Consider the following 25668-nt stretch of genomic DNA (forward strand, 5'->3'; position numbering starts at 1 on the left):
GCTGTTTTGCGAATTAGGTAGATTTACCTCTTCAAGACTGGGCGCCAGTGCCCGGTCTTTCCTGCTTTCAGGCCCCCGAATACCCTCATGAACACCATCAGCGACGCGCGACAAACCCACCTCAAGCAACTGGAGGCGGAATCGATCCACATCATCCGTGAAGTGGCTGCCGAATTCGAAAACCCGGTGATGCTGTACTCGATCGGCAAGGATTCGGCCGTCATGCTGCACTTGGCCAGGAAGGCGTTCGCGCCGGGCAAGCCGCCGTTCCCGTTGATGCACGTGGATACCACCTGGAAATTCCAGGACATGTACAAGCTGCGCGACAAGCAGCGCGCCGAAGGCTGGAACCTTATCACCTACGTGAACGAGGAAGGGGTGAAGGCCGGCATCAACCCGTTCACCGCCGGCAGTGCCAAGCACACCGACGTGATGAAGACCGAGGGTTTGAAGCAGGCACTGAACAAGTACGGCTTCGACGCCGCGTTCGGCGGCGCCCGCCGTGACGAGGAAAAGAGCCGCGCCAAGGAGCGCGTCTATTCCTTCCGCGACAAGAACCACCGCTGGGATCCGAAGAACCAGCGCCCCGAGCTGTGGAACATCTACAACTCGCGCATCGACAAGGGCGAGAGCATCCGCGTGTTCCCGCTGTCGAACTGGACCGAACTCGACATCTGGCAGTACATCTTCCTCGAGAACATCGAAATCGTGCCGCTGTACTTCTCGGCCGAACGTCCGGTGGTGGACCTGAACGGCACGCTGGTGATGATCGACGACGAGCGCATCCTGCAATACCTGACGCCCGAGCAGAAGGCCGGCATCCAGACCAAATCGGTGCGCTTCCGCACCCTGGGCTGCTACCCGCTGACCGGCGCGGTGGAATCGACCGCCGCCACCCTGCCCGAAATCATCCAGGAAATGCTGCTGACCACTACCAGCGAACGCCAGGGCCGGGTGATCGACCACGATTCCAGCGGCTCGATGGAAAAGAAGAAGATGGAAGGCTACTTCTGAGCGCCGCGGCGATGAGCCGGGCGCTGATCGGTCGCGGCATACCGGGAGCGGTGGCCCACTGTTTTGCGCCGACTGCTCCCGCCTTCGCCGCCGCGAAGGGGCGTTCCTGATCCGTTTTTCGTCATGCGCCGAAATCGGTGCTGGCATCACCCAGATAACCCAAACCAGCATGCCGTGTGCATCCGGCGCTGGATCACGATTTAGGCTGCAACCATGTCCCACCAATCCGACCTGATCGCCAGCGACATCCTTGCCTACCTGAAGCAGCACGAGAACAAGGATCTGCTGCGTTTCATCACCTGCGGCAACGTCGACGACGGCAAATCCACGCTGATCGGCCGCCTGCTGCACGACTCCAAGCTGATCTTCGAAGACCAGCTCGCGGCAATCCAGAAGGACAGCAAGAAGTACAACACCACCGATCAGGAAATCGACCTGGCGCTGCTGGTGGATGGCCTGCAAGCGGAGCGCGAGCAAGGCATCACCATCGATGTGGCCTACCGCTACTTCAGCACCGACAAGCGCAAATTCATCATCGCCGACTGCCCCGGGCACGAGCAGTACACCCGCAACATGGCGACCGGCGCCTCCACCTGCGATCTGGCGATCATCCTGATCGACGCCCGCTACGGCGTGCAGACCCAGACCCGGCGCCACAGCTTCATCGTCAGCCTGTTGGGCATCCGCCACGTGCTGGTGGCCGTGAACAAGATGGACCTGGTGGACTTCTCCGAAACGCGCTTCAACGAAATCAAGCGCGACTACCTGGAATTCACCGGGCAGCTGGATATCCCGGACATCCGTTTCGTGCCGATCTCCGCGCTGCGCGGCGACAACGTGGTCAACGAATCGATCCACACGCCCTGGTACGAGGGAGACACGCTGATGAAGCTGCTGGAAACGGTGGAGATCAACCGCAACGCCAAGCTGGATGCGTTCCGCTTGCCGGTGCAGTACGTCAACCGTCCCAACCTGGATTTCCGTGGCTTCTGCGGCACCATCGCCGCCGGCCACGTCTGCCCCGGCGACGAGATCGTCGCGCTGCCGTCCGGCAAGTCGTCCAAGGTCAAGGCCATCGTCACCTTCGAGGGCGAACTGAGCGCCGCCTTCGCCGGCCAGGCCGTCACGCTGACCCTGGAAGACGAAATCGACGTCAGCCGCGGCGACATGCTGGTCCGCGCCAGCGACGTGCACCCCAGCGTCGGCCAGCGTTTCGACGCCCATCTGGTCTGGATGAACGAAAGCCCGCTGTTGGTCGGCAAGGAATACATCTTCAAACTGGCCGGCAAGAGCGTCTACGGCCGCGTCGCCCGCATCCGCCATCGCGTGGACGTGAACACCCTGGCCCAAGCCGAGGTCGACGCCCTGCAACTGAACGAGATCGGCCTGGCCACCATCGAAGTCAACGCCCCGGTAGCATTCGACTCCTACAGCCAATGCCGCGGCACCGGCGGCTTCATCGTGATTGATCGCCTGAGCAATGCGACTGCTGGGGCGGGGATGATTACTGGCGTGGCAGTGGGCAGTGATTCAGCCGCATCGCTGGATGAGATGGATGAACTGGCCCGGTTGCGGGCCTTCGAGGTGGAGTTGAATACGCTGGTGCGGAAGTATTTTCCGCATTGGGGGGCGAAAGAGTTGTTACGCCATATGGGTTAATGATAGGAAGCGCGCGGAGAAATTCGCGCGCTATTTTCCAGGCTAGCCTTCTGTTGCCGAACTAATTGGGTCTGCCTTTACATATTTCATAAAAGCCGACTCCAAATTCAAGCTTGGCTTGACCTCAATCACCTGGTGATGAGCGGCTTCCAACTTATGAAGTAAAGCCCATAGTTCCACCTGCCCCACTTCTGTAAACCAACGATTTCCAACATCTTGTTCCAGCCCTTCCACCAATTGTTCGCCTATGGTGCGAACGACAAAGCGTTGTTCATCCCCAAGTAACTCATGGGGTGACTGAACTGTCTTCAGCTCGCCTTTATGAATCAAGCCAAATCTATCTGCCAAGCGTTCCACGTCATATAGAACATGGGAGGAAAAGAATATTGTTCCTCCTTGCTTCCTGTATTCCATAAGAATATCGACGACATCCTTTCGTCCGATGGGGTCAAGACCAGATAGGGGTTCGTCCAGAATGAGCAATCGAGGATTTACCGCGAGAGCATGAGCCAACGCTGTGCGCTGCGTCATTCCTTTGGAAAAACTGCGAATCCGAGCATGTGCTACATGAGCAATGCCGAAACGCTCTAACCAACCCATACACTTTTTTTTGAGCCCCTGACCGCTTTGATTGTGCAGTTTGCACCCCATCTCAAGCGTTTCGAGTGGCGTCAAATAGTCAAGTAAATATGGGTTCTCTGGCACATAGCCTACATTCAGCCGAGCCTTTGCTTCTGTTGTCGCGGTGCCAAAAAGCATAGCTGTTCCAGAAGAAGCCCGAATGCTTCCGGTGAGTATTTTTATGGTAGTGCTTTTCCCTGCTCCATTTTGCCCAATAAACCCGAAAGCTTCACCTGAGTGGACTTCAAGATCCAGCTCTTGAACGGCAACTATATCCTTCCCCCTTCTGGGGAATTTCTTTGTTAGTTTGTAAATTGAAATGGCTGCTTGCATGATCTGGTCCATTTAAAACGGATATTTACTATTGAGTAGTTACCTTTCCTGCGTTATCCAAGAAAAATTGCTTTCCAAATGGATCGGAAGGGATTTTTTCAATGAAATTGGCCTCTACCAATTCCGATAGTGATTTGGGTGGTCTTCCCTTTTTTTCCGCGAAGTCTGTAACGGCAACTGTCAACATTTTTGTAGCTTGAAGCCGTTCGATCCTAGCCTGCAATGTGCGTTTTAGATCTTCTTGTCGCGCCTGGTCACGCATTGTTTTCAATACGGTGAGTGCAGCATCAAATTGATTTGATTTCTCTGCCCATTTTGCGGCAATTGCAGTTAACGCACGCCGATTTACTTCTTCAGAGCGCGCCGCCGCAGTGCGTAGGTCTTTTGCTGCACTCAGATAATCCTGCTTGAAATAGAATAGATTGAAACCATGAAAGAAAAATGGCAAAGGGTCATTCCATCTAGCATTTCCCGCTCTAGCCAGAATATTTTGAGCCGATGAATATTCTCCACCCCAAGGCAATATAGCAGCTGCAACGTAATAATTGTCTTCGTTGAAAGGATTCAACTGCGCGCCGTTTTCTTGGACTTTGGCCAAGCTCCGTAGATTTTCTTTGGATAGCTCATGCGTTCCCACTGTTACAGCGCGAAATACCTCTGAATTGGCAGCTAGGAAACGGTCACCCCCAAATGCGATAACGGTAAAAACTGGAGGAATTACATACTCCAGTTCCGAGATGGCCCTTCTTCTTGGCTGTTCGTGCAAATAGGATGTGGCAAAAAAATAGCCCACGACAAGGGAGCACAATAAAATAAATTTTTTATTCATGGCGCTATGGTCGATTGATCAAGTCTTCCAGAAGAGTGATGGCTTGTTCTACAGAGGATGACCAATCATTTATCTTTTCCTGAAATATAGGATATACGGAAGGATAAATCTTCCGGGGAGCTTCACGCACCCCCCACCTCCAATCATTGGCAGCACCTAAAAGCAGAATCGTGGGGACGCCAAGAGAGCCCGCGAGGTGAGCTATCGCGGTATCAACAGAAATAAGTATGTCTAGTTTGGAAAGTGCGTAAGCCGTACTTGTCATATCATCAAGTGCAACGGCAAGGTTTTCCGGCCATAAGTGACGAGCAAGAGAGAGAATTTGATTTGATGCTTCATCTTTTTGCAATGAAAACACCGCCATGTCATTTCTACTCAAAAGATCTTTGAAATATGAGATATTACAACTACGCCAATAGTCATTAACATGGGCAGGATTTCCAGCCCAAACCATCCCAACTTTGGGCCGACCATTTGCCCGCGACAATATCTTGTCTATTTCGGGGAACGCTCTCTTCGGCTTATGGGCATCGATTTCTTTGAATAAATTGAATTCAAGATCAGTAATCCCCGTCAGCGCAGGGAAGCTCATGGACTCACAATAACAGTCTGCTTGAGGCAGATTAATTTTTGCTTCCGACTTTGGTAGGACGTGCGGAAAATAATCTCTCAGGTAATTCACCAGCTTATCCGGAGCTATCCAAACTACCCTGTCCCGCAGTGGAAGGTAGTAATGCATGAAATGGAGAGTGTCTCCTAATCCTTGTTCGGCAAAAACCAGCAGTCTTTTTTTACCCAATTCCTCGCCACCCCATTTGGGGATTCCATGATTGGGAAAAAAGCGATCTAGTGTATCAGCTATGGGCGAGGATAGTCGGCTTTCATATTGATGCCAAGCAGCATGACTATTGTTCAATGCTAGGCGCACCATTGATTCGGATAACACTATCTGCGAATTGGTCAGATTCTTTTTCCTGGCTTGTTCCAATACTTGCAAAGCAAATTCATGCTGGCCAAGCACATTGGCTTTACGAATTTTCATCCACATGAGTTCGAGGGAGTCTGGCCAGTCGCCTGATAATTTGTTGATCAGCTCTTCAGCATCATCAAATTCTCCGAGCGCAAGATATGCTTGACACAAAAGGCTATTCACATCTATGGGATTATCTGCTTGCAACCTGAGCGCTGTTTGAAGAGCGATTGTAGAGGCGCGCCATGAGTGGCGTTGCTGCAGTGCCCACCCCAGCATATGCCAAGCGGAAGCTGAATCGGGATGGTATGTGCAAGCATATTGAATTAGTTCAATTCCAAAATTTATCTTTCGCAGGTTTACTGCCGCTTTGCCGGCAAGCATCAGCGCTTCAAGATCGCGAGGGCTGCTCCGGAGATAGGTTGTGAAATGGGCCAAAGATTCTTCAAAACGAGAATGATGGTTAGCTATCAACCCGAGGAGCTTGCCAAGAATAGGAACATCGTTGTTTTGAAATTGATCAAGCAATTTTTCGGCAGTTGGATCAAGTGGGTATTCGGAGGCGATTAATGCATGTGAAGCTGCTCGAATATAAAGATCATTCCCTTCTAGAGCGGCTACCGCGATCTCATGTGATTTGCCTAGAATTGCTTCGATATAAATATTCAGGTCTGGGTAGAATTTCTCAAGTGATGACTTAAAATCATTCGGGAGGTCTTCCAATTTCCCTTTCATTTTTTGAGCAATTGCATGGCATGCAAGGCGTCGATTGGCTTTGCTGTGTTTAGCACCATTTGAATCTATATCGTCAAGGGAGGCAAAATCCAAGGTTGTTACTTGTGTGCCCAGCAAAGTTCTGATTTCAGAAAATGCCTGTTGCCAACCGCTTTCAATATCTTGTCTAAAGAGCTTCATGGTAGGGTACCATGGAGTAGAATTGTTTTTTAACTCCCATCGCCAATCGGAATTTGCTGGCAAAAATACCCAAACTGGCTTATGCATCGCACCTGCCAGATGAGCGACAGAAGTGTCCACCGTTATTAGTAGATCAAGATTCTCCAAAATTGCGGCAGTATCGCCGAAATCACTTATCTCAGGGCCTAGGTCATTGATGTGGAACCACGGAGGCAGACAGGCTATTTCTTGTTCTGCCCCCCCTTTTTGCAGACTGAAAAGGTCCAAACCTCTAATTTCTGCGAGAAAAGACCATTGTGCTAAGGACATCGAGCGGTTGACGTCATTCACGTGTCTTCGATTGCCCGCCCAAACAAGGCCAACCTTCAAGCCTGAATATCGGGAAAGCCTATTTTTCCATTCTTGAGACTTCTGGGTGTTGGCAAATACATATTGTTGGTTTGCTGCAATGTCGATTGCATTTGAACAAAAGATCTTTCCTAGGCTGAGTAAAGAGATTTGATAATCAAAATTTAGCTCAAGATCGCTATCTTCAATTGTTTCCGATTGATCATTTTGCCTCAAAAGCTCAAGAATTTCGTTATAGCTGGCAAAAACAACTTTTGCCCCTCTTTGCTGCATCAAAGGGAAAAAACGCATAAATTGCAATACATCACCGGCGCCTTGTTCACTATGCACCAGAACCATGCCTGGCTCTATTCCCGTCCATTGAGGGAAATTGGCAAAAATTGTTTTTGCAACACCGCCTTCCTTATTTCGCCATTCAAATTCTTCCCACGCCTTCGCGTAATGTCCTTCCTGAAAAAGACAGACCGCATGACTAAAGTGAGCTCTAGCGTCCGCAGGGCAATTCAATAGATGCCTTTCATAAAGCCGAATTGCTTCTGGCATGTCATTTTCATACTGTGCACACCACGCCTCATATGCCAAGTGGTTATCTAGGAACTCGCGATTTCCCGTTTTCAGGTCTGTTGCTTGTGGAAGCCGAGCTTTAGAGAGAGCAATTAACTGCTGCGCTTGTGCTTGATTTGCGTGCGAACTGTCAACTTTGGCCCAGCGTTCCGCTACATCGAAAGCCTCGATATTGCGGAATTGCACCAAGAGAGAAGATATCCAGGTTGTATAGAGTAAAGGTTCGTTATTACCGAAGTCATTGGCTATCTGGAAATGCTCATTTGCACTTTTATATTCGCCACATCCGAAAAGAGCAAGGCCCATTTGCACATACAAACTTGGAGTGTGCTCTCCAATTTCCAGCGCTTTTTGGAATTTCTCGGCGGCTTGAAAAAAAAGATTTTGTTCGTAGAATATGAGGCCCAAATTGATCAAGGCATGATAATTGTTTGGAGATATTAGAATTGATTTTTCCAAGAAATGAACAGCTTCGCTCAGCTTCCCTTGCTGCAGTTTACAGGTTCCAATTAGATACAATACTTCTGAATTGTCATTGTCTAGGAGCAGTGCTTCTTGATAGTTTGCCAAAGCAAGTTCAAGTTGCCCTTGCTGATGATAAGTCTGGGCGCTGGAAAAATGGTCAGCAAATTGCGTCATGGCCTAGCTCAGTTGAATTCGCGACGAGAAAATAGGTGACTAGAAATGCCTAAAGCCAACATGGAATAAAATATGGTTGATAGAGCGCAATAAATGAGGGTAGGCCATTCAAATGGAGCCTGATAGAGAATGGCTGTTCTAATGTCAAGTCGGCTCAAATCCGGAATTATCCATGCGATCAATTTGATCATGGGCAGGAAAACAGGTGCTAAATCTGCAGCTTCGCCGTGTTGATCTGCCAATAAAGCGATTATGCTGCCATAACTGCGGGCAATGACCGAAAATGCCAGGCCAAGCAACATTGGCAAGAGAGCGCTTGTGGCTAGACTACTTAACAAGAAGACAAAGGAAATGGTGCAGACGATGTCCAGCCAAATTAGCAATAAATTAAGGAAGTAAAGACCATATATATTAACTGGAAAAGCCTGGTGATAATGGGTACCAGCAAGTACTACTAAGCCAGCGAGGGAGGCCCCCATGACTACTATAGCTACACCTGACATGGCGATGATGCCGAAAAACCTGCCCAGCAAGTAGCTCACACGCTCTACTGGATATGCCAACGAAAAATAGACAGTTCGTCGATCTATCTCTCTTCCTAGAAGTTCTTGGACCCAAAATACCGCCATCAAGAGAACAATAATCCTGATTCCTGATATTCCAACATCGAGTGTAATGGTTTGAGGGGCGCGCCCGGAAAAATTGCTTGCCAAATACGATGCAAGCAAAAGAAGAATTGCTAATATTGCGATTGCTCGGATACTGTTGCTACGGATGCAGGCGCGCCAGCTGGCAAGAAAATGCTGATACATATATCCTCTAATTCTCTTTGCTATAGAAATTACTTATTGCTCGGCGGTAGGTCAGCATAGTGGAAAGAGCTTTTTTCTTTGTTTTGTTGTCTATTTTTTCGGCAATATTGTTTTGTTCCAGTGGATCCATGCCGGAGTTAAAGACCTCAAATGAAGTTTTTCCAAAGTGATATATATACTTGCGATTTGGCTCAATTAACGCAATGCAGTCCGAGCGCGTCCAGCAAGAAAAATAGAGTTGATCATGGCCCGGACCATATAGTACTTTCCCTGGTACTTTAGCTGGTGGAGTATAGCCTGCTTCAGACAGGACGGTTGGCAGAATATCAATGTGCTGGCGCAATTGATTGTCGATTCTTCCTATGGTCTGACCCGGGCGATGAACAATAAGGGGAATACGAGCTACTTCTTGATATGGAACGTGCCCATGTGTGGATAAACCGTGTTCCTGAAAAGCTTCACCATGGTCGCCAGTTAGGACCAGCATTGTATTTCCCAGAATGCCCTTTTTTTCGAGCCAGAATACCAGTTTTGCTACAAAATCATCATATAGGCGCAAGGTTTCCAGATAAGCTTCCTTGGAGCGCTGAGCATCGTCTGGGTATGGATTTTTCTTCCCAGGGAGATCATAGGGGTGGTGGGTTCCTACATTCAAAACCCCTAGGAAGAAGGGCTGTCCAGCCGGATTTTGACTTATCCATTTTTGAATGGGATTGAGCATTGCATGATCATCTATGCCAAAATACCCCAAATATTTAAAACGAGAATTGTCTAAGTCTTTAAGGGCCTTCCAATCGCTAAAACCCATAAGCTTAAGCAAACGAGGCCTATCTTCGAATTTTTCGTCTGCTGATTGAAAGTAGCCCACGCGATAATTGTTTGAGCCCAGATATTTTGGCAGGCAATTAAGAGGATTATTGTTACTGTCCTCTGATACTGCTAGATCATCTTTTGAATACATTCCGCAGAAAATGCCAATCAGAGCCTTTGATGTATGATCTTTGGTGGTGTACGCTTGCAAAAATTGATCGCTTCGCTGGGTCATTGCTGCAATAAAAGGCATATTCTCTTGAGTGATCGCATCACTCCTGACAGACTCCATTACCAATATTATAATATTGGGTTTTTTTTGATTTGGTATGGCATGGGCCAGAGATTTAGAAAAATTCCATTTTGGTATTTCTGCTGTGTTTGTTAGTAAGTCTGCAAAGGCATTGTCTTCTTGTTTAATCACAAAAAAACGAGCTGCATAACTTTGTTGGAACCAATCATTTGACCAGGACCAATCGCTGTTCCGGAGAAGGCCGGGGGCATGCAAAAGCACCAGCGGGACGCTGATCAAAGTCGCAGCTAATGCCCAGCCACGAAATACATTGCTAAGCCTATACGCTAGCGCTCCAAGAAGTAGGCAAATAAATATCCAAAAATCTGTTACGACATGGTTGCTGGCAGAGTCGGTAACCACTCTAACCATCCCTCCCCCTTGCTTGATGCCATAGATGGTCAGGTCTAGAGTTAACCTACTACCATTTATTGAGTAGAGAGAGTAGCTGGCGTACACAATTAAAGTATATGTCGCAAGGAGGGCGCTAGTTAGCAGTGCATTCTTTTTTGGGGAGATGTATCGCCCGATGACATGTTTTAATGCTAAGTAAGCAAAAAAAATAAATGATCCATCGACTACAATTGCTTCTATTAGATCGAACCAATACCAAGAGCTTCCTTCCATGTCGACCGTTGAAACATAAGAATACAAACTCAGCATCAGTAGAGAGAAGCAAAGTGTTTCGTATCCGATTTTCAGTTGCCTAGACATGGGGCTAAAATCGACCTAATAGCTGGTGTTTGTCTGCGTACATAATAGCAAAAAGCCCAGTAGGCATGGCCTACTGGGCAAACCAATTGCTTGGTCAATGTCAGCTCTTATGTGCCAACGCGACTATATTAAGGGGCGGGCGGGCAGCCCAGAGTCAGGTTCGGGGTGCCAGGGACTGGGTTGCCTACGCTCGTTGGCTCGCAGGCGGCAACGGCGCCACCTTGGCTGGAGCCACCAAACGTATGCATACCCTTGGTGTTGGCGGAAGTCACTGCCACAACAGTGGGCGAACCGTCGTACTTGAGTGCTACGTTTGCGGAAATATTCAGCTTGAATGCTTCAGAAACATACCCGTTGGCATCGCCGCTGGACACATCGCAAGTTTGCGGGGTACCAGTGGCGGCTACGTCGCCTCCGCAGGGTGCGGCGTAAGCATTCGAAGCCATGGAAATTGCCAGTACACCACCAGCAATCAATGCTGCTTGAACTTTCTTGTCCATATTAATGTCTCCTGGCGGATTACTGGTTAGAAGCAACAAAGGCGGTCAGCGCATTCTTGGCATCGGCCTGCGCGGACTTGTCATTGCCCTTCTTTTGATATTCCGAGAATTGCGGAATAGCGATAGCGGCGAGAATGCCGATGATTGCTACCACAATCATCAGCTCGATGAGGGTAAAACCTTTCTGAAGCTTGTTCATTGAATACTCCCGGTTCTTAAGAGTTCGGTCGCGTCCAGCGGGATAGCTGTTCGCCGCCCCCTGACCTAAGCATGATGCATGCCAGGACTAGTTGAAAACTTCCGAATGCAACATCGCTGCGCTCAGGAAGGACCGCGCATCCGCTTGTGCGGCTTTGTCGTTGGCTCTCATCTGGTACTCGGTGAACTGCGGTATTGCAATTGCAGCAAGTATCCCAATGATCGCGACCACGATCATCAGTTCGATCAAGGTGAATCCACGCTGCAACATAGATACGCTCCCTCGCTGGCTGTGGAGTTACACGCAAGTAGCATGCCAAGGGGGAAGGTGTTGGACTACGGGCCTGAATCTGCTATCCTGCTCGGCGTTTTGCCGTTGTAGCTCAGTCGGTAGAGCAACTGATTCGTAATCAGTAGGTCGTGTGTTCGATTCACATCAACGGCACCAGTGTTCCTCGCAGAAGCCCGCCTTGGCGGGCTTTTGTTTTGCCTTGACGAACCGGTGGCGCCCGTCGTCGCCGACAGAAGGTGATCGCAGGATGACGCGATCCGGCCTTCGCTATGCCTAGAGTCATCTGGAAGTGACGAAAATCGTCACCTCTTCTTACAAAATCCGGCTCCATCAGACTTTTCTCATACCCACGGCATGGCCATGGCAATAGCACGACGTACCTCTACTGCAGGCGCAGGGCGCACCCAGTTGGCGCGGGCGCTGTCCAAGCTCGGGGTCTGTTCGCGGACGCAGGCGGAAGCGCTGGTGCGGGATGGACGGGTGGTGGTGAACGGGCGCTTGGTGCTTGATCCGTTGATTTGGGTATCGCTGGAATCAGACCGCTTTGCGGTCGATGGCCAGCCGGTGGGGGCCGAAGGCAAGGTCTACCTGATGCTCAACAAGCCGCGCGGACTGGTGACCACGGCGCAGGATGAGCAAGGGCGGGGGACGGTCTACGAGTGCCTGCAAGGTGCTGACCTCCCGTGGCTGGGGCCGGTGGGGCGGCTGGACAAGGCCAGCGAGGGGCTGCTGCTGTTCAGCAACGATACGACATGGGCTGCGCGGCTCACCGATCCGGCCAGCCATCTGGACAAGACCTATCACGTGCAGATCGACCGCGTGGCGGATGCGGCGTTGCTACAGGCGATGGAGCGTGGCATGACGGTCGAAGGCGAACGCCTGCTCGCGAAGTCGGTGCGCCTGTTGCGCGTGGGCGAGCGGAACAGCTGGCTGGAAGTGGTGCTGGACGAGGGCCGCAATCGCCACATCCGGCGCTTGCTGGCAGCTCACGAGGTGGAGACGCTGCGCCTGGTGCGCGTCGCCATCGGTGGCTTGGTGTTGGGCGACCTGGCCAAGGGCCAGTGGCGCATGCTGACTGCCGAGGAGGTCGCGCAGTTGAGCGGTGTATCGCCGCGGAAATGAACTTGCAGGCGGCGCTGGGTTCCCAGCCAAGGGAAGCATGGCTTCCTTAGCGAGCAGATTGACAGGGCGCCCCATGGGCGCCCTCTTTTATAACCAGATGCCGCGTTTCCAGTCCTCGACTATTATCTTCTGTTCTGACCTTGGCACTACGCCAATGCACCCAGGCCATATCGCGCGAGCAATTGGGCGGTTTCATGCAACGGCAGGCCGACCACGCCGGTGAAGCTGCCCTCCAGATGGGAAACGAACAATCCGCCCTGGCCCTGGATGCCATAGGCGCCGGCTTTGTCCATCGGTTCGCCGCTCGCCACGTAGCGGGCGATCTGGGCATCGCTCAGCGGCATGAAGGTGACGCGGCTTTCCGACAATACCGTTTCGACACGATCCTGCTCGGCGATCGCCAGCGCGGTCAGCACCAGGTGAGTGCTGCCGGACAGTTGCTTGAGCATGGCGGCGGCGTGGGTCTCGTCGTCCGGTTTGCCGAGGATCTCGCCGTCCAGCACCACGGTGGTGTCGGCGGCCAGCACCGGATGCGGCGGCAGGTTTGCGGCTAGCATCGCCAGCCAGCCGGCCTGGGCCTTGGCGCGTGCTAGTCGCAGTACGTAGCCGTGGGGGTCTTCGTTCAGCAACGGGGTTTCGTCGACCGGCGCGGCGATGCGTTCGAACTGCACGCCGATCTGCGCCAGCAGTTCGCGGCGGCGGGGGCTGGCGGAAGCAAGATAGAGGTCCATGTCGATCCGTGGGGGAAGTTGGCCGCGGGATCGCAGCCTTGGGTGTTTCGGCCGTGGCCTACTCGCGGTGATAGGGGTGATTGTGCAGGATGCTGTAGGCGCGATAGAGCTGTTCCGCCAGTAGCACGCGCACCATGCCGTGTGGCAGCGTCAACGCCGAGAGTTGCAGCAGCTGGTCGGCCTTGTCCTTGACGCGCGCATCCAGGCCGTCGGCGCCGCCGATCACGAAGACCGTATCGCGGCCATCGGCGTGCCAGGTCTTCATCGCTTCGGCCAGCTTCATGGTGGTCCAGTTGGCGCCGCGTTCGTCGAGCACGATCAGGCGAGCGCCCTGCGGGATGGCGGCCAGGATACGGTCGGCTTCTTCCGCCATCACCTGCTGGGGTGTCCGTCCGCCGGCGCGCTTGTCCGGTTTCAGCTCCACCAGCGACAGCGCGAACTCGCGGGGTAGGCGCTTGCGGTATTCGCCAAAGCCATCCTCGATCCAGCCCGGCATCTTGTGGCCGACGGCGACGATGATAAGCTTCATGCCCCGCACTCCTCCGGCAAAGCCCGGACTTTAGCACGTGTCCGAACCCTCTTCTTCCACCGCCGCTGCCCCGTCGCTGCGCCTGTCGGTCACCGATCCCTGGCAGGCCCAGGCCATTGCCGATCACGGCGATTTCCTGGTGGCATACAAGCCGCCGGGCATGAGCTTCCATCGCGAAGGCGATGCGCCCGGCCTGCTCGACATACTGCGGCAGGCGGGCCATCGGGATCTGCACGCGGTGCATCGCCTGGATCGAATCACTTCCGGGCTGGTTCTGGTGGCGAGGGGGGCCGAGGCTGCGCGTGAACTGGGCGAGGCATTCGAAGCGCGCCGCGTGACCAAGTGCTATCTCGCGTTGTCCGACCGCAAGCCTTCCAAGAAGCAGGGCCTGATCAGTGGCGGCATGGCGCCGGGCCGCAACGGCACGTGGCGCCTGACCCGCGAGCTGACCCTGCGCGCGGTGACGCGTTTTCAGAGTGTGGCGCTCGAAGAGGGCCTGCGGCTGTTCGTGCTTTACCCGCAGACGGGTCGCACGCATCAGCTGCGCGTGGCGATGAAGAGCATCTCGGCGCCGATCCTGGGAGATACCCGCTACGGCGGCAGTGCATCGGATCGTGGCTATCTGCATGCCTATGCATTGCGTTTCGACTGGCGCGGGCAGCCTGTTTCACTGGTCATGGCCCCCAATGCAGGGTTGTCGTTCCAGTTGCCGGGTATCGCAGCCCACCTTGCGCAGCTGACCGCCGCGGGCGGGACGGGACTGCCGGCGGCCTCGCCCTGAGCAGGAAGCCGGCGCGGGTGCCGTCGAAAGCAAATTGCTTTCTAAATCCTTTCTATTTTGCCGCTTCATGGCGTAGATGGCGCCTGCTTTACTAAACACGACATCATTTCGGCTTTCTCGATTTCCCACAATAACAAGGGGTTAGCGCACCTATCACTGAACGCTGGCAGTGATGGGGCCGGTTGTCAGGGCCTGCATCGTGGTGCGATCTGCCAATTGTCGGAGACGAGCGTTCGGTGCCCTGTGCCAAGCGGCGTGGCCATGAAGGGAACCGGGTGGGCGGAGTCAATACAGCCGCCGCTTCCAGCGTCGATGGCACATGCGCGGATCGGCAAATACCGCTGGATGGGACCAGGGGAGGGGGCGTGGGCGGGCATCAATTTACTTACAGGGCTGCGTTATGATAACGCCGGCAATGAATGTAACAGTCGCAAATATCACTACAACTTAAAGAGGATGGAGCGATGAATTTCCCTCGCATGCGCAAGCTCTCGATGGCGTGCATGATCGCCATCGGTACCTTGGGTCCCGTGGTCATGAATGCCTCGTCCGCCCACGCCTATGTGGCCTGGACGGAAGGCGTCACCTACACCGCCGGCACCTTCGTCACCTACAACGGTGTCGACTATCAGGCACTGGTCACCCATATCGCCTACACCGGCGCCAACTGGAATCCGGCAGCGACTCCCACGCTGTGGAAGAACGTCGGCACCAGCAGCACCCCGACGCCCACCCCGGTGGTGACGCCGACCCCGACGCCCAAGCCCACTCCGACGCCGACCCCCGTCGTGACGCCGACCCCGACTCAGGTCGTGACCCCGACTCCGACGCCCGTGGTCACCCCGACCCCGGCCGGCAATTGCGGCGCGGCCTGGGATGCCGGCGCCGTCTACAACGGCGGCGATCGCGCCAGCTACAACGGCACCATCTACGAAGCCAAGTGGTGGACCAAGGGTGACAACCCCGCCCAAGCCGGTGAATGGGGTGTCTGGAAGGTGATCGGCCCCTGCGGCGGTGGCACCACCCCGACGCCGACCCCCGTCGTGACCCCCACACCCACGCCGGTGGTGACGCCCACCCCGACGCCGGTCGTCACACCTACCCCGACCCCGGTGGTGACGCCGACCCCGACGCCGGTGGTCACGCCGACCCCCGCGCCGGCCAGCTACAAGCCGCAGATCACCTACATTCCCGCGCCGGCCGGCTACCCGACCGCTGCGCAGTTCACCGCCGCCGAAAACGCGCTGATGGCGCAGGCCGGTACCGATGCGCAGGCGATCAACCGCATCCGCGCCGCGCTGGCCGTGCTGCCCGATGCCCAGGTGGAAGCCGTGGTGCCGGGACGTGCCGCCAACCCGGACAACGTCAAGCGCGTGGAGCGCGTGATGGGTGAGGCCCGCTTTGACGAGATGTTCCCGATCCGTCATGTGAACTACACCTACACCAACTTCCTGCGTGGCGTGGCCAAGTTCCCGGCCTATTGCACCAACTACACCGACGGCCGCGACGCCGACGCCATCTGCCGCAAGCTGCTGGCCACCTCGTTCGCGCACTTCGTCCAGGAAACCGGCGCCAACTGGCCGTCGCTGACCGTCGCCACCGCACGCACCTACGCGGACCACAACAACCCGGTGCTGGCGACCATGGCGCAGAACGACGTCATCCCGACCTACCGTCAGGCGCTGTGGTACCTGCGCGAATCGGGCTACAACGAAGGCTCGTCGGTGGGTTCGTACCAGGATTGCTTCCGTGGTGCCGGCAGCTCGATCTTCTCGGTGTTCTACCCGTGCGCGCAGAACAGCCAGGGCAGCTTCATCGACTACTTCGGCCGTGGTTCCAAGCAATTGTCGTGGAACTACAACTACGGTCCGTTCAGCAAGTCGCTCTACGGTGACGTGAACGTGCTGCTGGACAACCCGGCTCGCGTTGCCGACACCTGGCTCAACTTCGCCTCGGCCATCTGGTTCGCCGTGTACCCGCAATCGCCCAAGCCTCCGATGACCTGGGTGGTGGACGGTACCTGGCAGCCGAACGCGGTCGACCTCGCCAACAACATGAAGCCGGGCTTCGGCGCCACCGTGTTCATCATCAACGGCGGCATCGAGTGTGGCGGCGGCGGTGCCGAGAAGTCGCAGGTGCAGAACCGTATCGCGGCGTACAAGGAAATCGCCAAGGTGATGAACGTGCCGGTGCCGGCCGATGAACCGCTGGGCTGCGCCAACATGAAGGGCTTCCAGTCCGGTTCCGCCGCGGCGACCAAGACCTACCTCGACAAGAACTGGGGCTACAACGCCAACAACCCCGGTGGCGTGAGCTGGGCCTGCCAACTGGTGGATTACCAGATGCCGTTCTCGCTGGCGAACCCGGGCGACTACCAGGCCTGCGTGGACTACATGTTCCGCGGCAAGGTCACCCACAACGGCCAAGTGGTGATCGACAACACCAAGTAACAAATGCTGGTGCAGTAACTGAAACGGCGACCTTCGGGTCGCCGTTTTTTTTCTTGATTCATCCAGCGGGAGCGGTTGGGCAGCGCCGATTCGCGGGGCCCGGACTCGGACCGCGACCTGATTTCCGCATGACCATCGCGCCGGTGCCCCTTTCAGGCCATGGCCGGCTTGCGAACCCGGCTCAGGCCCCAGGTGAGCAGCGCCGCCAGACTGATCGCACCGCCAGCGATGCAGACGCCGTACCAGCCGGCGGCGTGATAGGCCGATGCCGAAAGCAGCGAGCCGGCCGCGCCGCCAATGAAGTAGCTGGTCATGTAGGCGGCCGTCATGCGGCTGCGCGCGTCGGGCCGCAGCTTGTACAACACGCTCTGGTTGCTCACGTGCACCGCCTGCACCGCCAGATCCAGCACCAGCACGCCGACCACGAACGCTGCCAGCGAGCGTTGCGCGACAGCGATCGGCAGCCATGACAGCAGCAGCAGCACCAGCCCGACCGTGGTGGTGCGGTCCGCGCCGCCCCGGTCGGCCATCCGCCCGGCACCGCTCGCGGCCAGCGCCCCGGCGGCGCCCACCAGGCCGAACAGCCCGATGGTGGCTTCCGAGAAGTGAAAGGGCGCTTCGCTCAGCAGAAAGGCCATCGAGGTCCACAGCACGCTGAAGATGGCGAAGGAAAAGGCGCCCAGCGCTGCACGCAGGCGCAGCGCCGGTACTTCGACAAACAGCCGCAACACCGACGCCAGCAACTGCGGGTAGCGCATGCTGGCGGGTTCGCGGTAGGTCGGCAGCGCGCGCCACAGCGCCAGTGCGGTGACCACCAGCAGCGGTGCCGCCACCCAATACACCGTGCGCCAGCCGCCCAGTTCGGCCAGCAGGCCGGCGGCGGTGCGGGCCAGCAGGATACCCAGCAGCAGCCCGCTCATCAGCGTGCCGACCACCCGGCCGCGCTGGTCCGGCGCGGCCAGCGTGGCACCGAGCGGCACCAGCACCTGCGCCACCACCACGAACAAGCCGGTCAGCGTGGTACCGACCAGGATCTGCGCCACACTGTGCGCGCTGGCGGTGATCGCCAGGCCGCAGGCCGCCAGCAGCGTCATGCCGACGATCAGCCCGCGCCGCTCCATCACGTCGCCCAGCGGCACCAGGAACACCAGCCCCAGCGCATAGCCGAGCTGGGCCGTGGTCACGATGAAGCCGGCCAGTGCCTCGGACATGCCGAAGGCGGTGGCCAGGGTGCCCAGCAATGGCTGCGCGTAGTAGTTGCTGGCGACGGTCAGGCCGGTGGCGAAGGCCATCAGCGCGACCAGACGCGATGTGAGCGGGGGATGGGTTTGACTCATGATGGGGGCGAGAACGGGAACGGCTCTCAGTATCCACTCGTGGTTGTCATCTCACCAATGTATTGTTTTGATGGTTTTGATCGTGGATCGAGATGATGAACCTGCGACAGATCGAATTGGCGTTGGCCGTGGCGGAAGAAGAAAACTTCACCCGCGCCGCGCAACGCTGCCATATCGTGCAGTCGGCGCTGAGCCACCAGGTGGCGCGGTTGGAGGAGACGTTGGGAGCGCAGTTGTTCGAACGCGGCGCCCGCCGCACCAGGCTGACCCCGGCCGGACAGGTGTTCGTCCCCGCCGCCCGGCGCCTGCTGCACGAGGCGCAGCGGCTGAAGGAAGAGGTCGCCGCGGTCGGCGGCCAGGTACGCGGCACGCTGTCGGTGGGCGTGATCTCCGCACTGACGGTGCTGGAGCCGGTGGACCTGCTGGCGGATTTCCACCAGCGCCATCGTCAGGTCGATGTGCGGCTGCAGATGGGCATGAGCGAAACCATGATGGCCGACGTGCGCGAGCACCGGCTGGACATCGCCTTCGTCGGCCTGTGGCCGGACGAGCGCATCGAAGGGTTGCAGTCGCGGCTGCTGGAAGAAGAAGCGCTGGTGGCGGTGGTGTGGCAGGGGCATCCGCTGGCGCGGCTGGGCGAAGTCTGTCTGGCGCAGCTCGCCGCCGAGCCGCTGGTCGACTACTACACCGGCAGCGGTGCACGGCGGCAGACCGACGAGGCGTTCCGTGCCGCCGGCTATGACCGCCATGTCCATTTCGAGGTCGGCCACGTCGATCTGCTGGCGCGCATTGTGCGGCGCCAGCTGGCGATCGGCCTGGTGCCGGCGCGTACCGCGCCGGGGCTGGGTGGCTTGGCGATCCTGCCGGTGCGCGACGCGCCGTCGCGGCGGGTGTACTGCACCTGGTCGCGTCATCCCACGCCGGCGGCGATGGCCTTCCTCGAACTGGCGCTGGCGCGTTTTCCCGGCTGATCTGGCCGGGATTGCCGCGCTGGCGGCCGAACGGGAATCCCGGCTTGCCGTCGGGCGGTCGCTGCGCCAGCATTCAGGCATCACTGTCCAGGGAAGACCGTCATGTCCGACGATATCCAGCTTGAAATCTGTGCCGGTTCGGCCGCCTCGGCGCTGGCGGCACAGGAAGGCGGCGCGGTGCGCGTCGAATACTGCGACAACCTGTTCGAGGGCGGCACCACGCCGTCGCATGGCGCCATCGCCGCCGCGCGCGATCGGTTGTGGATCACTCTCAACGTCATCATCCGCCCGCGCGGTGGCGACTTCCTCTACGACGAAATCGAATTCGAGGTGATGAAGCGCGACGTGCTGGCCTGCAAGAAGCTGGGCGCGGACGGCGTGGTGATCGGCCTGCTGACCGCCGACGGCGACGTGGACGTGGCGCGTACTCGCGAACTGGTCGAGCTGGCCGCGCCGATGCAGGTCACCTTCCACCGCGCCTTCGATGTCGCGCGCGACCCGATGAAGGCGCTGGAGGACGTCATCGCCGCCGGCTGCAACCGCCTGCTTACCAGCGGCCAGGCGCCCAGCGCACTGGAGGGCGCATTGCTGCTGGCCGAACTGAATCGTGCCGCCGCAGGTCGCCTGGTGGTGATGCCGGGCGCCGGGGTGCGCGCCAACAACATCGGCGAACTGGTGAAGGTGACCGGCTGCCGCGAATTCCATACCTCGGCGCGGGCGCCGCGCCCGTCCGGCATGCGCTGGCGCAACCCGGTGGTGAAGATGGGCGCGCCCGGCCAGGACGAATACGAGATCCTCGACACCTTCGCGCCGCTGGTGGCGGAAATCCTCGGCAACGCCCGCGCCGCACTGGAGTGATCCGGCGAGCGCCGGACAAAAAGGCCACGCGATGCGTGGCCTTTTCGTTGCCCGGCGCCAGCGCGCTCAGGACAGGAACAGCTTGTACGCCGGGTTGGTGCTTTCCATCCAGTACGGGTAGCCCAGCTTTTCCAGGAAGGCGACGAACGCCTCGTTGTCGCCTTCCGGCACCTGGATGCCGACCAGTACCCGGCCATAATCGGCGCCGTGGTTGCGGTAGTGGAACAGGCTGATGTTCCACTTGCCGCCCATCTGGTTGAGGAAGTTCATCAGCGCGCCGGGGCGCTCGGGGAATTCGAAGCGCAGCAGGCGTTCGTCCTGCGCCTGCGGCGCACGGCCGCCGACCAGGTGGCGGATGTGCAGCTTGGCGGTTTCGTTGTCGGTGAGGTCGATCGCGGCCAGGCCGTGGTCGGCCAGCCTGCCGATCAGGTCGGCCACCTCGGCGCGGTGCTGGATCGACAGGCCGACGAAGATATGCGCGACCTCGTCGTTGGCGTAGCGGTAGTTGAACTCCGTGACGTTGCGCGCGCCCAGCAGCGAACAGAAGTCGCGATAGGCACCCGGTCGCTCGGGAATGGTCACCGCGATGATGGCCTCGCGCTCCTCGCCCATCTCGGCCTGTTCCGCCACGTAGCGCAGCCGGTCGAAGTTCATGTTGGCGCCGGAGGCGATCGCCACCAGCGTGCGATCCTGCGCGTTCTCGCGCGCCGCCCACAGTTTGGCGCCGGCGATGGCCAGCGCGCCGGCCGGCTCCAGGATCGAGCGCGTGTCCTCGAACACGTCCTTGATTGCCGCGCACATGGCGTCGGTATCGACCAGGATCACGTCGTCCACCAGCTCGCGGCACAGGCGGAAGGTCTCCTCGCCCACCTGCTTCACCGCCACGCCGTCGGCGAAGATGCCCACCTGCGGCAGGTTCACCCGCTCGCCCAGCTTCAGGCTCAGGTACATGGCGTTGGCGTCGGTCGGCTCCACGCCGATGATCTTCACTTCGGGCCGAAGCCGCTTCACGTAGGCCGCCACGCCCGCGATCAGGCCGCCGCCGCCGACCGGGATGAAGATGGCGTCCAGCGTATCCGGGTGCTGGCGCAGGATCTCCATGCCGATGGTGCCCTGGCCCGCGATGACTTCCGGATCGTCGTAGGGATGGATGAAGGTGGCGCCGGTCTCCTCGGTGATCTTCATCGCGTGCAGGTAGCAGTCGGAGTACGAATCGCCCACCAGCACCACCTCGGCGCCGCGCCGCGCCACCGCATCCACCTTGATGTGCGGCGTGGTGGCCGGCATCACGATGGTGGCGCGGCATTGCAGCATCTGCGCCGACAGCGCCACGCCCTGCGCGTGGTTGCCGGCCGAGGCGCAGATCACGCCGCGCTCCAGCTCGGAACGGCTCAGCTTCACCATCTTGTTGTACGCGCCGCGGATCTTGAAGCTGAACACCGGCTGCATGTCCTCGCGCTTGAGCAGCACCTTGTTGCCAATGCGGCGAGACAGGTTGGGGGCGGCTTCCAGCGGGGTTTCCACCGCCACGTCGTAGACGCGGGCGGCCAGGATGCGTTCGAGATAATCGGGCTTGGACGGGGACATGGCGGGCGGACGGTGAATTGTCGGAAACCCTTGATTGTACAGGCTGTAAGCTGGGGCGTCCCGGCGCCGATCAATTTTCCGTGGGCACGCCGGCGGCGCTTCGATCCGCCCCGGCGCGCGGGGCAAGGCCGCGCCCGCCGCGACCGGGCAAACCGGCTACTTGCGCGCCACGGCGGATCGCTTTGCGCGTGTCACAGCCCCAGGCCGGACGATGACGCCGGGCGAGGTACGGGATCGCGGTTGGCGCCCAGCCCATCGTGCAGCACCTGATTGTCGAAGGCGATGGCGACGTTGCGGCAGAACAGCTCCACCAGCTGGCGGTCGGCGTTGGAGAGCGCCACCGGGCCATCGACGATCAGCAGGTTGGCCGCGCCGTGGCGCGAGCGGAAGAAGCCGACGAAGTGATCGGCGCCGAACACGCTGGCGCCTTCGCGGATCGCCTGCTCGATGGTCGGCCCGAAGCGCGACAGGTCGGCGTCCGACAGCGGCTTGCCGCACAGGTCGGTGTAGCCGCCGGTGGCATACAGCACCGTCATCCCCTGATCACGCTCGACGGCGGCCACCGCGCCGTTCACCACCACGTACAGCGCCTCCTGTTCGAAGAACAGCAGCGCCTGCAGCTGTTCCAGCACGCCCTGGGCGAACTGTCGCATCGATTGCAGGCGGAAGATGTCGCTCGACGCATCCACCACTTTGAGCAGCCCGCGCCGGTTGGCGTCCAGCATCTGCCGCTGGCGCTCGATCAGCATGATGTCGCGGTAGGAGCGCAACGTGCCGAGCACCGCGGTGTACAGCTTGTCGCGCGTCAGCTCGGTCTTGGCCTTGTAGTCGTTGATGTCGTAGTTCTCGATCACCTCGCGTTCCGGCGCGGCGCCCGGCTGGCCGGTGCGCAGGATGATGCGCACCTGGTGGTTGCCCAGGTCCTCGCGCACCACGCGCGCGGTATTGAGCCCGGCCTCTTCGGATTCCATCACCACGTCGAGCAGGATCAGCGCCACGTCGTCGCGCTCCGCCAGGTAATCCACCGCCTCGCGCCCGGAGTAACACGACAGCAGGTTGAGCGGCCGGCCCAGGAACTGCACGCTGCCCAGCGCCAGCCGGGTCACCTGGTGGATGTCGGGCTCGTCGTCCACGATCAGCACGTTCCAGGGATCGGTGAGCGCGGCCGTGGCTTCGTCCGCGCTGTCGTCGATCAGCCAGTCTTCGTCGGTGACGGTATCCATGGTCTTTTTCCTTCCAGGCGCCTGAACGCCCAGTATAGGAAGACCATTCCACGCTTCGGCGTCAGCGGACGAACAGCCGGCGCCGCGGGTGGACGAACGCGCGGATTGACTGATCCGCCTTGCCGTATGCGGCGGCATGCGGTGTCAGGCTGGCCACCCCAGCAAGGCATGGCGGACACGCCTGTCGGCAAGCACGGTAAGGATCAGGGTGCCGGCACGCGCCCCGAGGCGCGGCGCTCAGTGCCGCTGGTTGCCCAGCGCGATCAGCACCACCCCGCCCAGGATCACCGCCATGCCCACGCCGATCGGCAACGACAGCACCTCGTCGGCCAGCAGCGCGCCCAGCGCCACCGCGATCGCCGGGTTCACGTAGGCGTAGCTCATCGCCAGCGCGGGCCGGGCATGGCGCAGCACGTACACGTAGGCGTTGTACGCGACCAGCGAGCCGAACACGGTCAGGTAGGCCAGCGCCGCCCAGCCGTGCCAGTGCACCTCGGCCGGCAGGCGCTCGCCGCTGGCGGCCGAGACCAGCGCCAGGCCCACGCCGCCCACCGCCATCTGGATCGCCGCCGACATCGGCCCCGCCGGCATCGCGATCCGCGCCTGCAATACCGAGGCAAAGGCCCAGGTGGCGGCGGCGATCACGATCAGGATGAAGCCCTTGGGGCTGGCGGCCAGGTGGGCGTCGAAGTTGAGGATGGCCACGCCGCCCAGGCCGAGCGCGATGCCCAGCCATTCCCCGGCACGCGGGCGGCTGCCCCAGGCCCAGGCGATCAGGATGGCGAACAACGGCCCGCAGGCCACCAGCAGCGCCGCCAGGCCCGACGGCACGGTCTCCTCGGCCACGCAGACGGCGCCGTTGCCCACGCCCAGCATCAGCAACCCCATGATGCCGGCGTTGCGCACCTCCGCCCAGCGCGGCCACGGCACGCCGCGCCAGCGCAGGAAGGCCAGCATCAGCCCCCCGGCGGCGAGAAAACGCATCGCCGCCAGCAACAGCGGCGGCATTTCGGCCACGGCGATGCGGATGGCCAGGTAGGTGGACCCCCACACCACGTACATCATCAGCAGACACAGGGGCAGCAGCAGGCGGGGGGAAAGGGTTTTCATCCGGTTGACGATAGCAGGCGCGCGCCCGGCTGAAACGTCACAGCCGCGCTTTAAAATCGGCAAACAGCCCCCAGCTTGGGCTGTATTCGCAATCAGCCGCCGCCCGCCGCCATGAGCCAGATGACCCCGCAGGAAATCGTCCACGAACTCGACAAGCACATCGTCGGCCAGCGCGACGCCAAGAAGGCCGTGGCCATCGCGTTGCGCAACCGCTGGCGCCGCCAGCAGGTGGACGAGCCGCTGCGCCACGAGATCACCCCCAAGAACATCCTGATGATCGGTCCCACCGGCGTGGGCAAGACCGAGATCGCGCGCCGCCTGGCGCGGCTGGCCGACGCGCCGTTCATCAAGGTGGAGGCCACCAAGTTCACCGAGGTGGGCTACGTCGGCAAGGATGTGGACAGCATCATCCGCGACCTGGCGGAAATCGCCTTCAAGCAGGTGCGCGACGCCGCGATCCGCCGCCAGCGCACCCGCGCCGAGGATGCCGCCGAGGAGCGCCTGCTCGACATCCTGTTGCCGCCGCCGCCGAAGAACCCGTTCGCCAGCGTCGAGGACGACCCGGCCGGGCGCGAGACGCGGCAGAAATTCCGCAAGATGCTGCGCGAAGGCAAGCTGGACGAGAAGGAAGTGGAGGTCGAACTCAACGTGGTGGCGCCGACCATGGACGTGATGGGGCCGCCGGGCATGGAAGACTTCACCAGCCAGATCCAGGACATGTTCAAGGGTGCCTTCGCCGGCAAGAAGAAGGCGCAGAAACTGAAGGTGCCCGAGGCGCTGAAGCAGCTGACCGAGGAAGAAGCGGCCAAGCTGGTCAACGACGAGGACCTGCGCAGCGAGGCGGTGCAGGCGGTGGAGCAGAGCGGCATCGTGTTCATCGACGAGATCGACAAGGTGACCAGCCGCGCCGAGGGCGCCGCCGGCGAAGTCAGCCGCCAGGGCGTGCAGCGCGACCTGCTGCCGCTGGTGGAGGGCACCACCGTCACCACCAAGTACGGCATGATCAAGACCGACCACGTGCTGTTCATCGCCAGCGGCGCGTTCCAGCTGGCCAAGCCGTCCGACCTGATCCCCGAATTGCAGGGGCGGCTGCCGATCCGCGTCGAGCTGGCCTCGCTCACCGTCGAGGATTTCGGCCGCATCCTCACCGGCACCGACGCCTGCCTGACCAAGCAGTACCAGGCGCTGCTGGCCACCGAGGGCGTAGCGCTGGAGTTCTCGGACGACGGCATCCGCCGCATCGCCGAAATCGCCTGGCAGGTGAACGAAAGCACCGAGAACATCGGCGCGCGCCGCCTGCACACCGTGATGGAAAAGCTGCTGGAGGAAGTGTCGTTCGACGCGCGCAGCGGCGCGGTACGGGTGGACGCCGCCTATGTGGAAGCGCGCCTGGGCGCGGTGGCCAAGAACGAGGACTTGGCGCGCTACGTGCTGTGAGTGGCGCGGCGCCCAAACGAAA

At 58.9% G+C, this 25668-nt stretch carries 20 protein-coding genes, 1 tRNA gene and 2 pseudogenes; 9 read left to right on the forward strand and 14 right to left on the reverse strand.

The features are described from left to right. Positions 1–87: 87 nt before the first annotated feature. Together cysD and cysN are read left to right on the forward strand one after the other, a co-directional pair. Positions 88–1014 (forward strand): sulfate adenylyltransferase subunit CysD, encoded by a 927-nt coding sequence (gene cysD, locus C556_RS0111400; protein WP_018748388.1) that lies wholly within the window; start codon positions 88–90, stop codon positions 1012–1014. Positions 1015–1227: 213 nt separating this feature from the next. Then, complete coding sequence (gene cysN, locus C556_RS0111405) at positions 1228–2673, forward strand: sulfate adenylyltransferase subunit CysN (RefSeq protein ID WP_018748389.1); 1446 nt, start codon at positions 1228–1230, stop codon at positions 2671–2673. Between the two features lie 42 nt (positions 2674–2715). On the opposite strand, the gene C556_RS22260 is transcribed toward cysN, so the two are convergent. The 8 genes and pseudogenes from C556_RS22260 to C556_RS23885 form a co-directional block, all read right to left on the reverse strand. Further along, positions 2716–3627 (reverse strand): ABC transporter ATP-binding protein, encoded by a 912-nt coding sequence (locus C556_RS22260; RefSeq protein ID WP_083930567.1) that lies wholly within the window; start codon positions 3625–3627, stop codon positions 2716–2718. A 28-nt stretch (positions 3628–3655) separates the two neighbouring features. Then, a complete protein-coding gene (locus C556_RS22970; RefSeq protein ID WP_157236105.1) occupies positions 3656–4456 on the reverse strand; it encodes a hypothetical protein in 801 nt (266 codons plus the stop codon). A gap of 4 nt (positions 4457–4460) precedes the next feature. Continuing rightward, the gene (locus C556_RS22265; protein ID WP_083930557.1) at positions 4461–7892 is read right to left on the reverse strand and encodes a tetratricopeptide repeat protein; all 3432 of its coding nucleotides are present in this window, start codon (positions 7890–7892) and stop codon (positions 4461–4463) included. Positions 7893–7900: 8 nt separating this feature from the next. Next, positions 7901–8704, reverse strand: a complete 804-nt coding sequence (locus C556_RS22975; protein ID WP_157236107.1) for an ABC transporter permease — start codon at positions 8702–8704, stop codon at positions 7901–7903. A gap of 7 nt (positions 8705–8711) precedes the next feature. Beyond that, positions 8712–10520 (reverse strand): LTA synthase family protein, encoded by a 1809-nt coding sequence (locus C556_RS22270; RefSeq protein ID WP_083930558.1) that lies wholly within the window; start codon positions 10518–10520, stop codon positions 8712–8714. Positions 10521–10648: 128 nt separating this feature from the next. Beyond that, entirely contained in the window at positions 10649–11020 is a 372-nt protein-coding gene (locus C556_RS22980; RefSeq protein ID WP_157236109.1) for a hypothetical protein, read from the reverse strand. 111 nt (positions 11021–11131) lie between these two features. Next, positions 11132–11219: pseudogene (locus C556_RS23880) on the reverse strand (prepilin-type N-terminal cleavage/methylation domain-containing protein); the annotation flags it as partial. A gap of 162 nt (positions 11220–11381) precedes the next feature. Further along, positions 11382–11489: pseudogene (locus C556_RS23885) on the reverse strand (prepilin-type N-terminal cleavage/methylation domain-containing protein); the annotation flags it as partial. Between the two features lie 101 nt (positions 11490–11590). On the opposite strand from C556_RS23885, the gene C556_RS0111435 reads away from it, so the two are divergent. After that, positions 11591–11666, forward strand: a tRNA-Thr gene (locus tag C556_RS0111435). A gap of 252 nt (positions 11667–11918) precedes the next feature. Then, entirely contained in the window at positions 11919–12632 is a 714-nt protein-coding gene (locus C556_RS20165; protein WP_018748394.1) for a pseudouridine synthase, read from the forward strand. Between the two features lie 146 nt (positions 12633–12778). Here C556_RS20165 and C556_RS0111445 read toward each other — a convergent pair whose 3' ends face one another. Together C556_RS0111445 and rlmH are read right to left on the reverse strand one after the other, a co-directional pair. After that, entirely contained in the window at positions 12779–13363 is a 585-nt protein-coding gene (locus C556_RS0111445) for a Maf family protein (RefSeq protein WP_018748395.1), read from the reverse strand. 58 nt (positions 13364–13421) lie between these two features. Beyond that, positions 13422–13892: a 23S rRNA (pseudouridine(1915)-N(3))-methyltransferase RlmH gene (gene rlmH / locus C556_RS0111450; protein WP_018748396.1), complete on the reverse strand. Its 471-nt coding sequence runs from the start codon at positions 13890–13892 to the stop codon at positions 13422–13424. 37 nt (positions 13893–13929) lie between these two features. On the opposite strand from rlmH, the gene C556_RS0111455 reads away from it, so the two are divergent. Then, positions 13930–14673: a TIGR01621 family pseudouridine synthase gene (locus C556_RS0111455; protein WP_018748397.1), complete on the forward strand. Its 744-nt coding sequence runs from the start codon at positions 13930–13932 to the stop codon at positions 14671–14673. 503 nt (positions 14674–15176) lie between these two features. Next, the gene (locus C556_RS22275) at positions 15177–17123 is read left to right on the forward strand and encodes a glycoside hydrolase family 19 protein (protein WP_157236129.1); all 1947 of its coding nucleotides are present in this window, start codon (positions 15177–15179) and stop codon (positions 17121–17123) included. A 152-nt stretch (positions 17124–17275) separates the two neighbouring features. On the opposite strand, the gene C556_RS0111465 is transcribed toward C556_RS22275, so the two are convergent. Then, complete coding sequence (locus C556_RS0111465; RefSeq protein ID WP_018748399.1) at positions 17276–18460, reverse strand: MFS transporter; 1185 nt, start codon at positions 18458–18460, stop codon at positions 17276–17278. A gap of 95 nt (positions 18461–18555) precedes the next feature. Between C556_RS0111465 and C556_RS0111470 the strand changes: the two genes are divergently transcribed. Next, complete coding sequence (locus C556_RS0111470; RefSeq protein WP_026263018.1) at positions 18556–19431, forward strand: LysR family transcriptional regulator; 876 nt, start codon at positions 18556–18558, stop codon at positions 19429–19431. A gap of 102 nt (positions 19432–19533) precedes the next feature. Next, a complete protein-coding gene (locus C556_RS0111475) occupies positions 19534–20289 on the forward strand; it encodes a copper homeostasis protein CutC (RefSeq protein ID WP_018748401.1) in 756 nt (251 codons plus the stop codon). 66 nt (positions 20290–20355) lie between these two features. On the opposite strand, the gene ilvA is transcribed toward C556_RS0111475, so the two are convergent. From ilvA to yedA, 3 genes are all read right to left on the reverse strand, one after another. Beyond that, on the reverse strand, positions 20356–21876 hold the full coding sequence (ilvA, locus tag C556_RS0111480) for a threonine ammonia-lyase, biosynthetic (RefSeq protein WP_018748402.1): 1521 nt from the start codon (positions 21874–21876) through the stop codon (positions 20356–20358). A 191-nt stretch (positions 21877–22067) separates the two neighbouring features. Beyond that, complete coding sequence (locus C556_RS20175) at positions 22068–23099, reverse strand: DUF3369 domain-containing protein (protein WP_018748403.1); 1032 nt, start codon at positions 23097–23099, stop codon at positions 22068–22070. Between the two features lie 237 nt (positions 23100–23336). After that, positions 23337–24209, reverse strand: coding sequence for a drug/metabolite exporter YedA (gene yedA / locus C556_RS0111490; RefSeq protein ID WP_018748404.1), 873 nt, complete (start codon positions 24207–24209; stop codon positions 23337–23339). A gap of 111 nt (positions 24210–24320) precedes the next feature. Between yedA and hslU the strand changes: the two genes are divergently transcribed. Further along, on the forward strand, positions 24321–25646 hold the full coding sequence (hslU, locus tag C556_RS0111495; RefSeq protein ID WP_083930561.1) for an ATP-dependent protease ATPase subunit HslU: 1326 nt from the start codon (positions 24321–24323) through the stop codon (positions 25644–25646). Positions 25647–25668 lie beyond the last annotated feature (22 nt).

This window comes from Chitiniphilus shinanonensis DSM 23277 (genome assembly GCF_000374805.1).
GTDB lineage: Bacteria > Pseudomonadota > Gammaproteobacteria > Burkholderiales > Chitinibacteraceae > Chitiniphilus > Chitiniphilus shinanonensis.

Coding starts and splice junctions, on each gene's coding strand:
- C556_RS22975 (WP_157236107.1), bottom strand. CDS start 8,704: ATGTATCAGCATTTTCTTGCCAGCTGGCGCGCCTGCATCCGTAGCAAC.
- C556_RS20175 (WP_018748403.1), bottom strand. CDS start 23,099: ATGGATACCGTCACCGACGAAGACTGGCTGATCGACGACAGCGCGGAC.
- rlmH (WP_018748396.1), bottom strand. CDS start 13,892: ATGAAGCTTATCATCGTCGCCGTCGGCCACAAGATGCCGGGCTGGATC.
- C556_RS22270 (WP_083930558.1), bottom strand. CDS start 10,520: ATGTCTAGGCAACTGAAAATCGGATACGAAACACTTTGCTTCTCTCTA.
- cysN (WP_018748389.1), top strand. CDS start 1,228: ATGTCCCACCAATCCGACCTGATCGCCAGCGACATCCTTGCCTACCTG.
- hslU (WP_083930561.1), top strand. CDS start 24,321: ATGAGCCAGATGACCCCGCAGGAAATCGTCCACGAACTCGACAAGCAC.
- C556_RS22275 (WP_157236129.1), top strand. CDS start 15,177: ATGATCGCCATCGGTACCTTGGGTCCCGTGGTCATGAATGCCTCGTCC.
- cysD (WP_018748388.1), top strand. CDS start 88: ATGAACACCATCAGCGACGCGCGACAAACCCACCTCAAGCAACTGGAG.
- C556_RS0111470 (WP_026263018.1), top strand. CDS start 18,556: ATGAACCTGCGACAGATCGAATTGGCGTTGGCCGTGGCGGAAGAAGAA.
- ilvA (WP_018748402.1), bottom strand. CDS start 21,876: ATGTCCCCGTCCAAGCCCGATTATCTCGAACGCATCCTGGCCGCCCGC.
- yedA (WP_018748404.1), bottom strand. CDS start 24,209: ATGAAAACCCTTTCCCCCCGCCTGCTGCTGCCCCTGTGTCTGCTGATG.
- C556_RS22265 (WP_083930557.1), bottom strand. CDS start 7,892: ATGACGCAATTTGCTGACCATTTTTCCAGCGCCCAGACTTATCATCAG.
- C556_RS22970 (WP_157236105.1), bottom strand. CDS start 4,456: ATGAATAAAAAATTTATTTTATTGTGCTCCCTTGTCGTGGGCTATTTT.
- C556_RS0111475 (WP_018748401.1), top strand. CDS start 19,534: ATGTCCGACGATATCCAGCTTGAAATCTGTGCCGGTTCGGCCGCCTCG.
- C556_RS22980 (WP_157236109.1), bottom strand. CDS start 11,020: ATGGACAAGAAAGTTCAAGCAGCATTGATTGCTGGTGGTGTACTGGCA.
- C556_RS22260 (WP_083930567.1), bottom strand. CDS start 3,627: ATGCAAGCAGCCATTTCAATTTACAAACTAACAAAGAAATTCCCCAGA.
- C556_RS0111445 (WP_018748395.1), bottom strand. CDS start 13,363: ATGGACCTCTATCTTGCTTCCGCCAGCCCCCGCCGCCGCGAACTGCTG.
- C556_RS0111465 (WP_018748399.1), bottom strand. CDS start 18,460: ATGAGTCAAACCCATCCCCCGCTCACATCGCGTCTGGTCGCGCTGATG.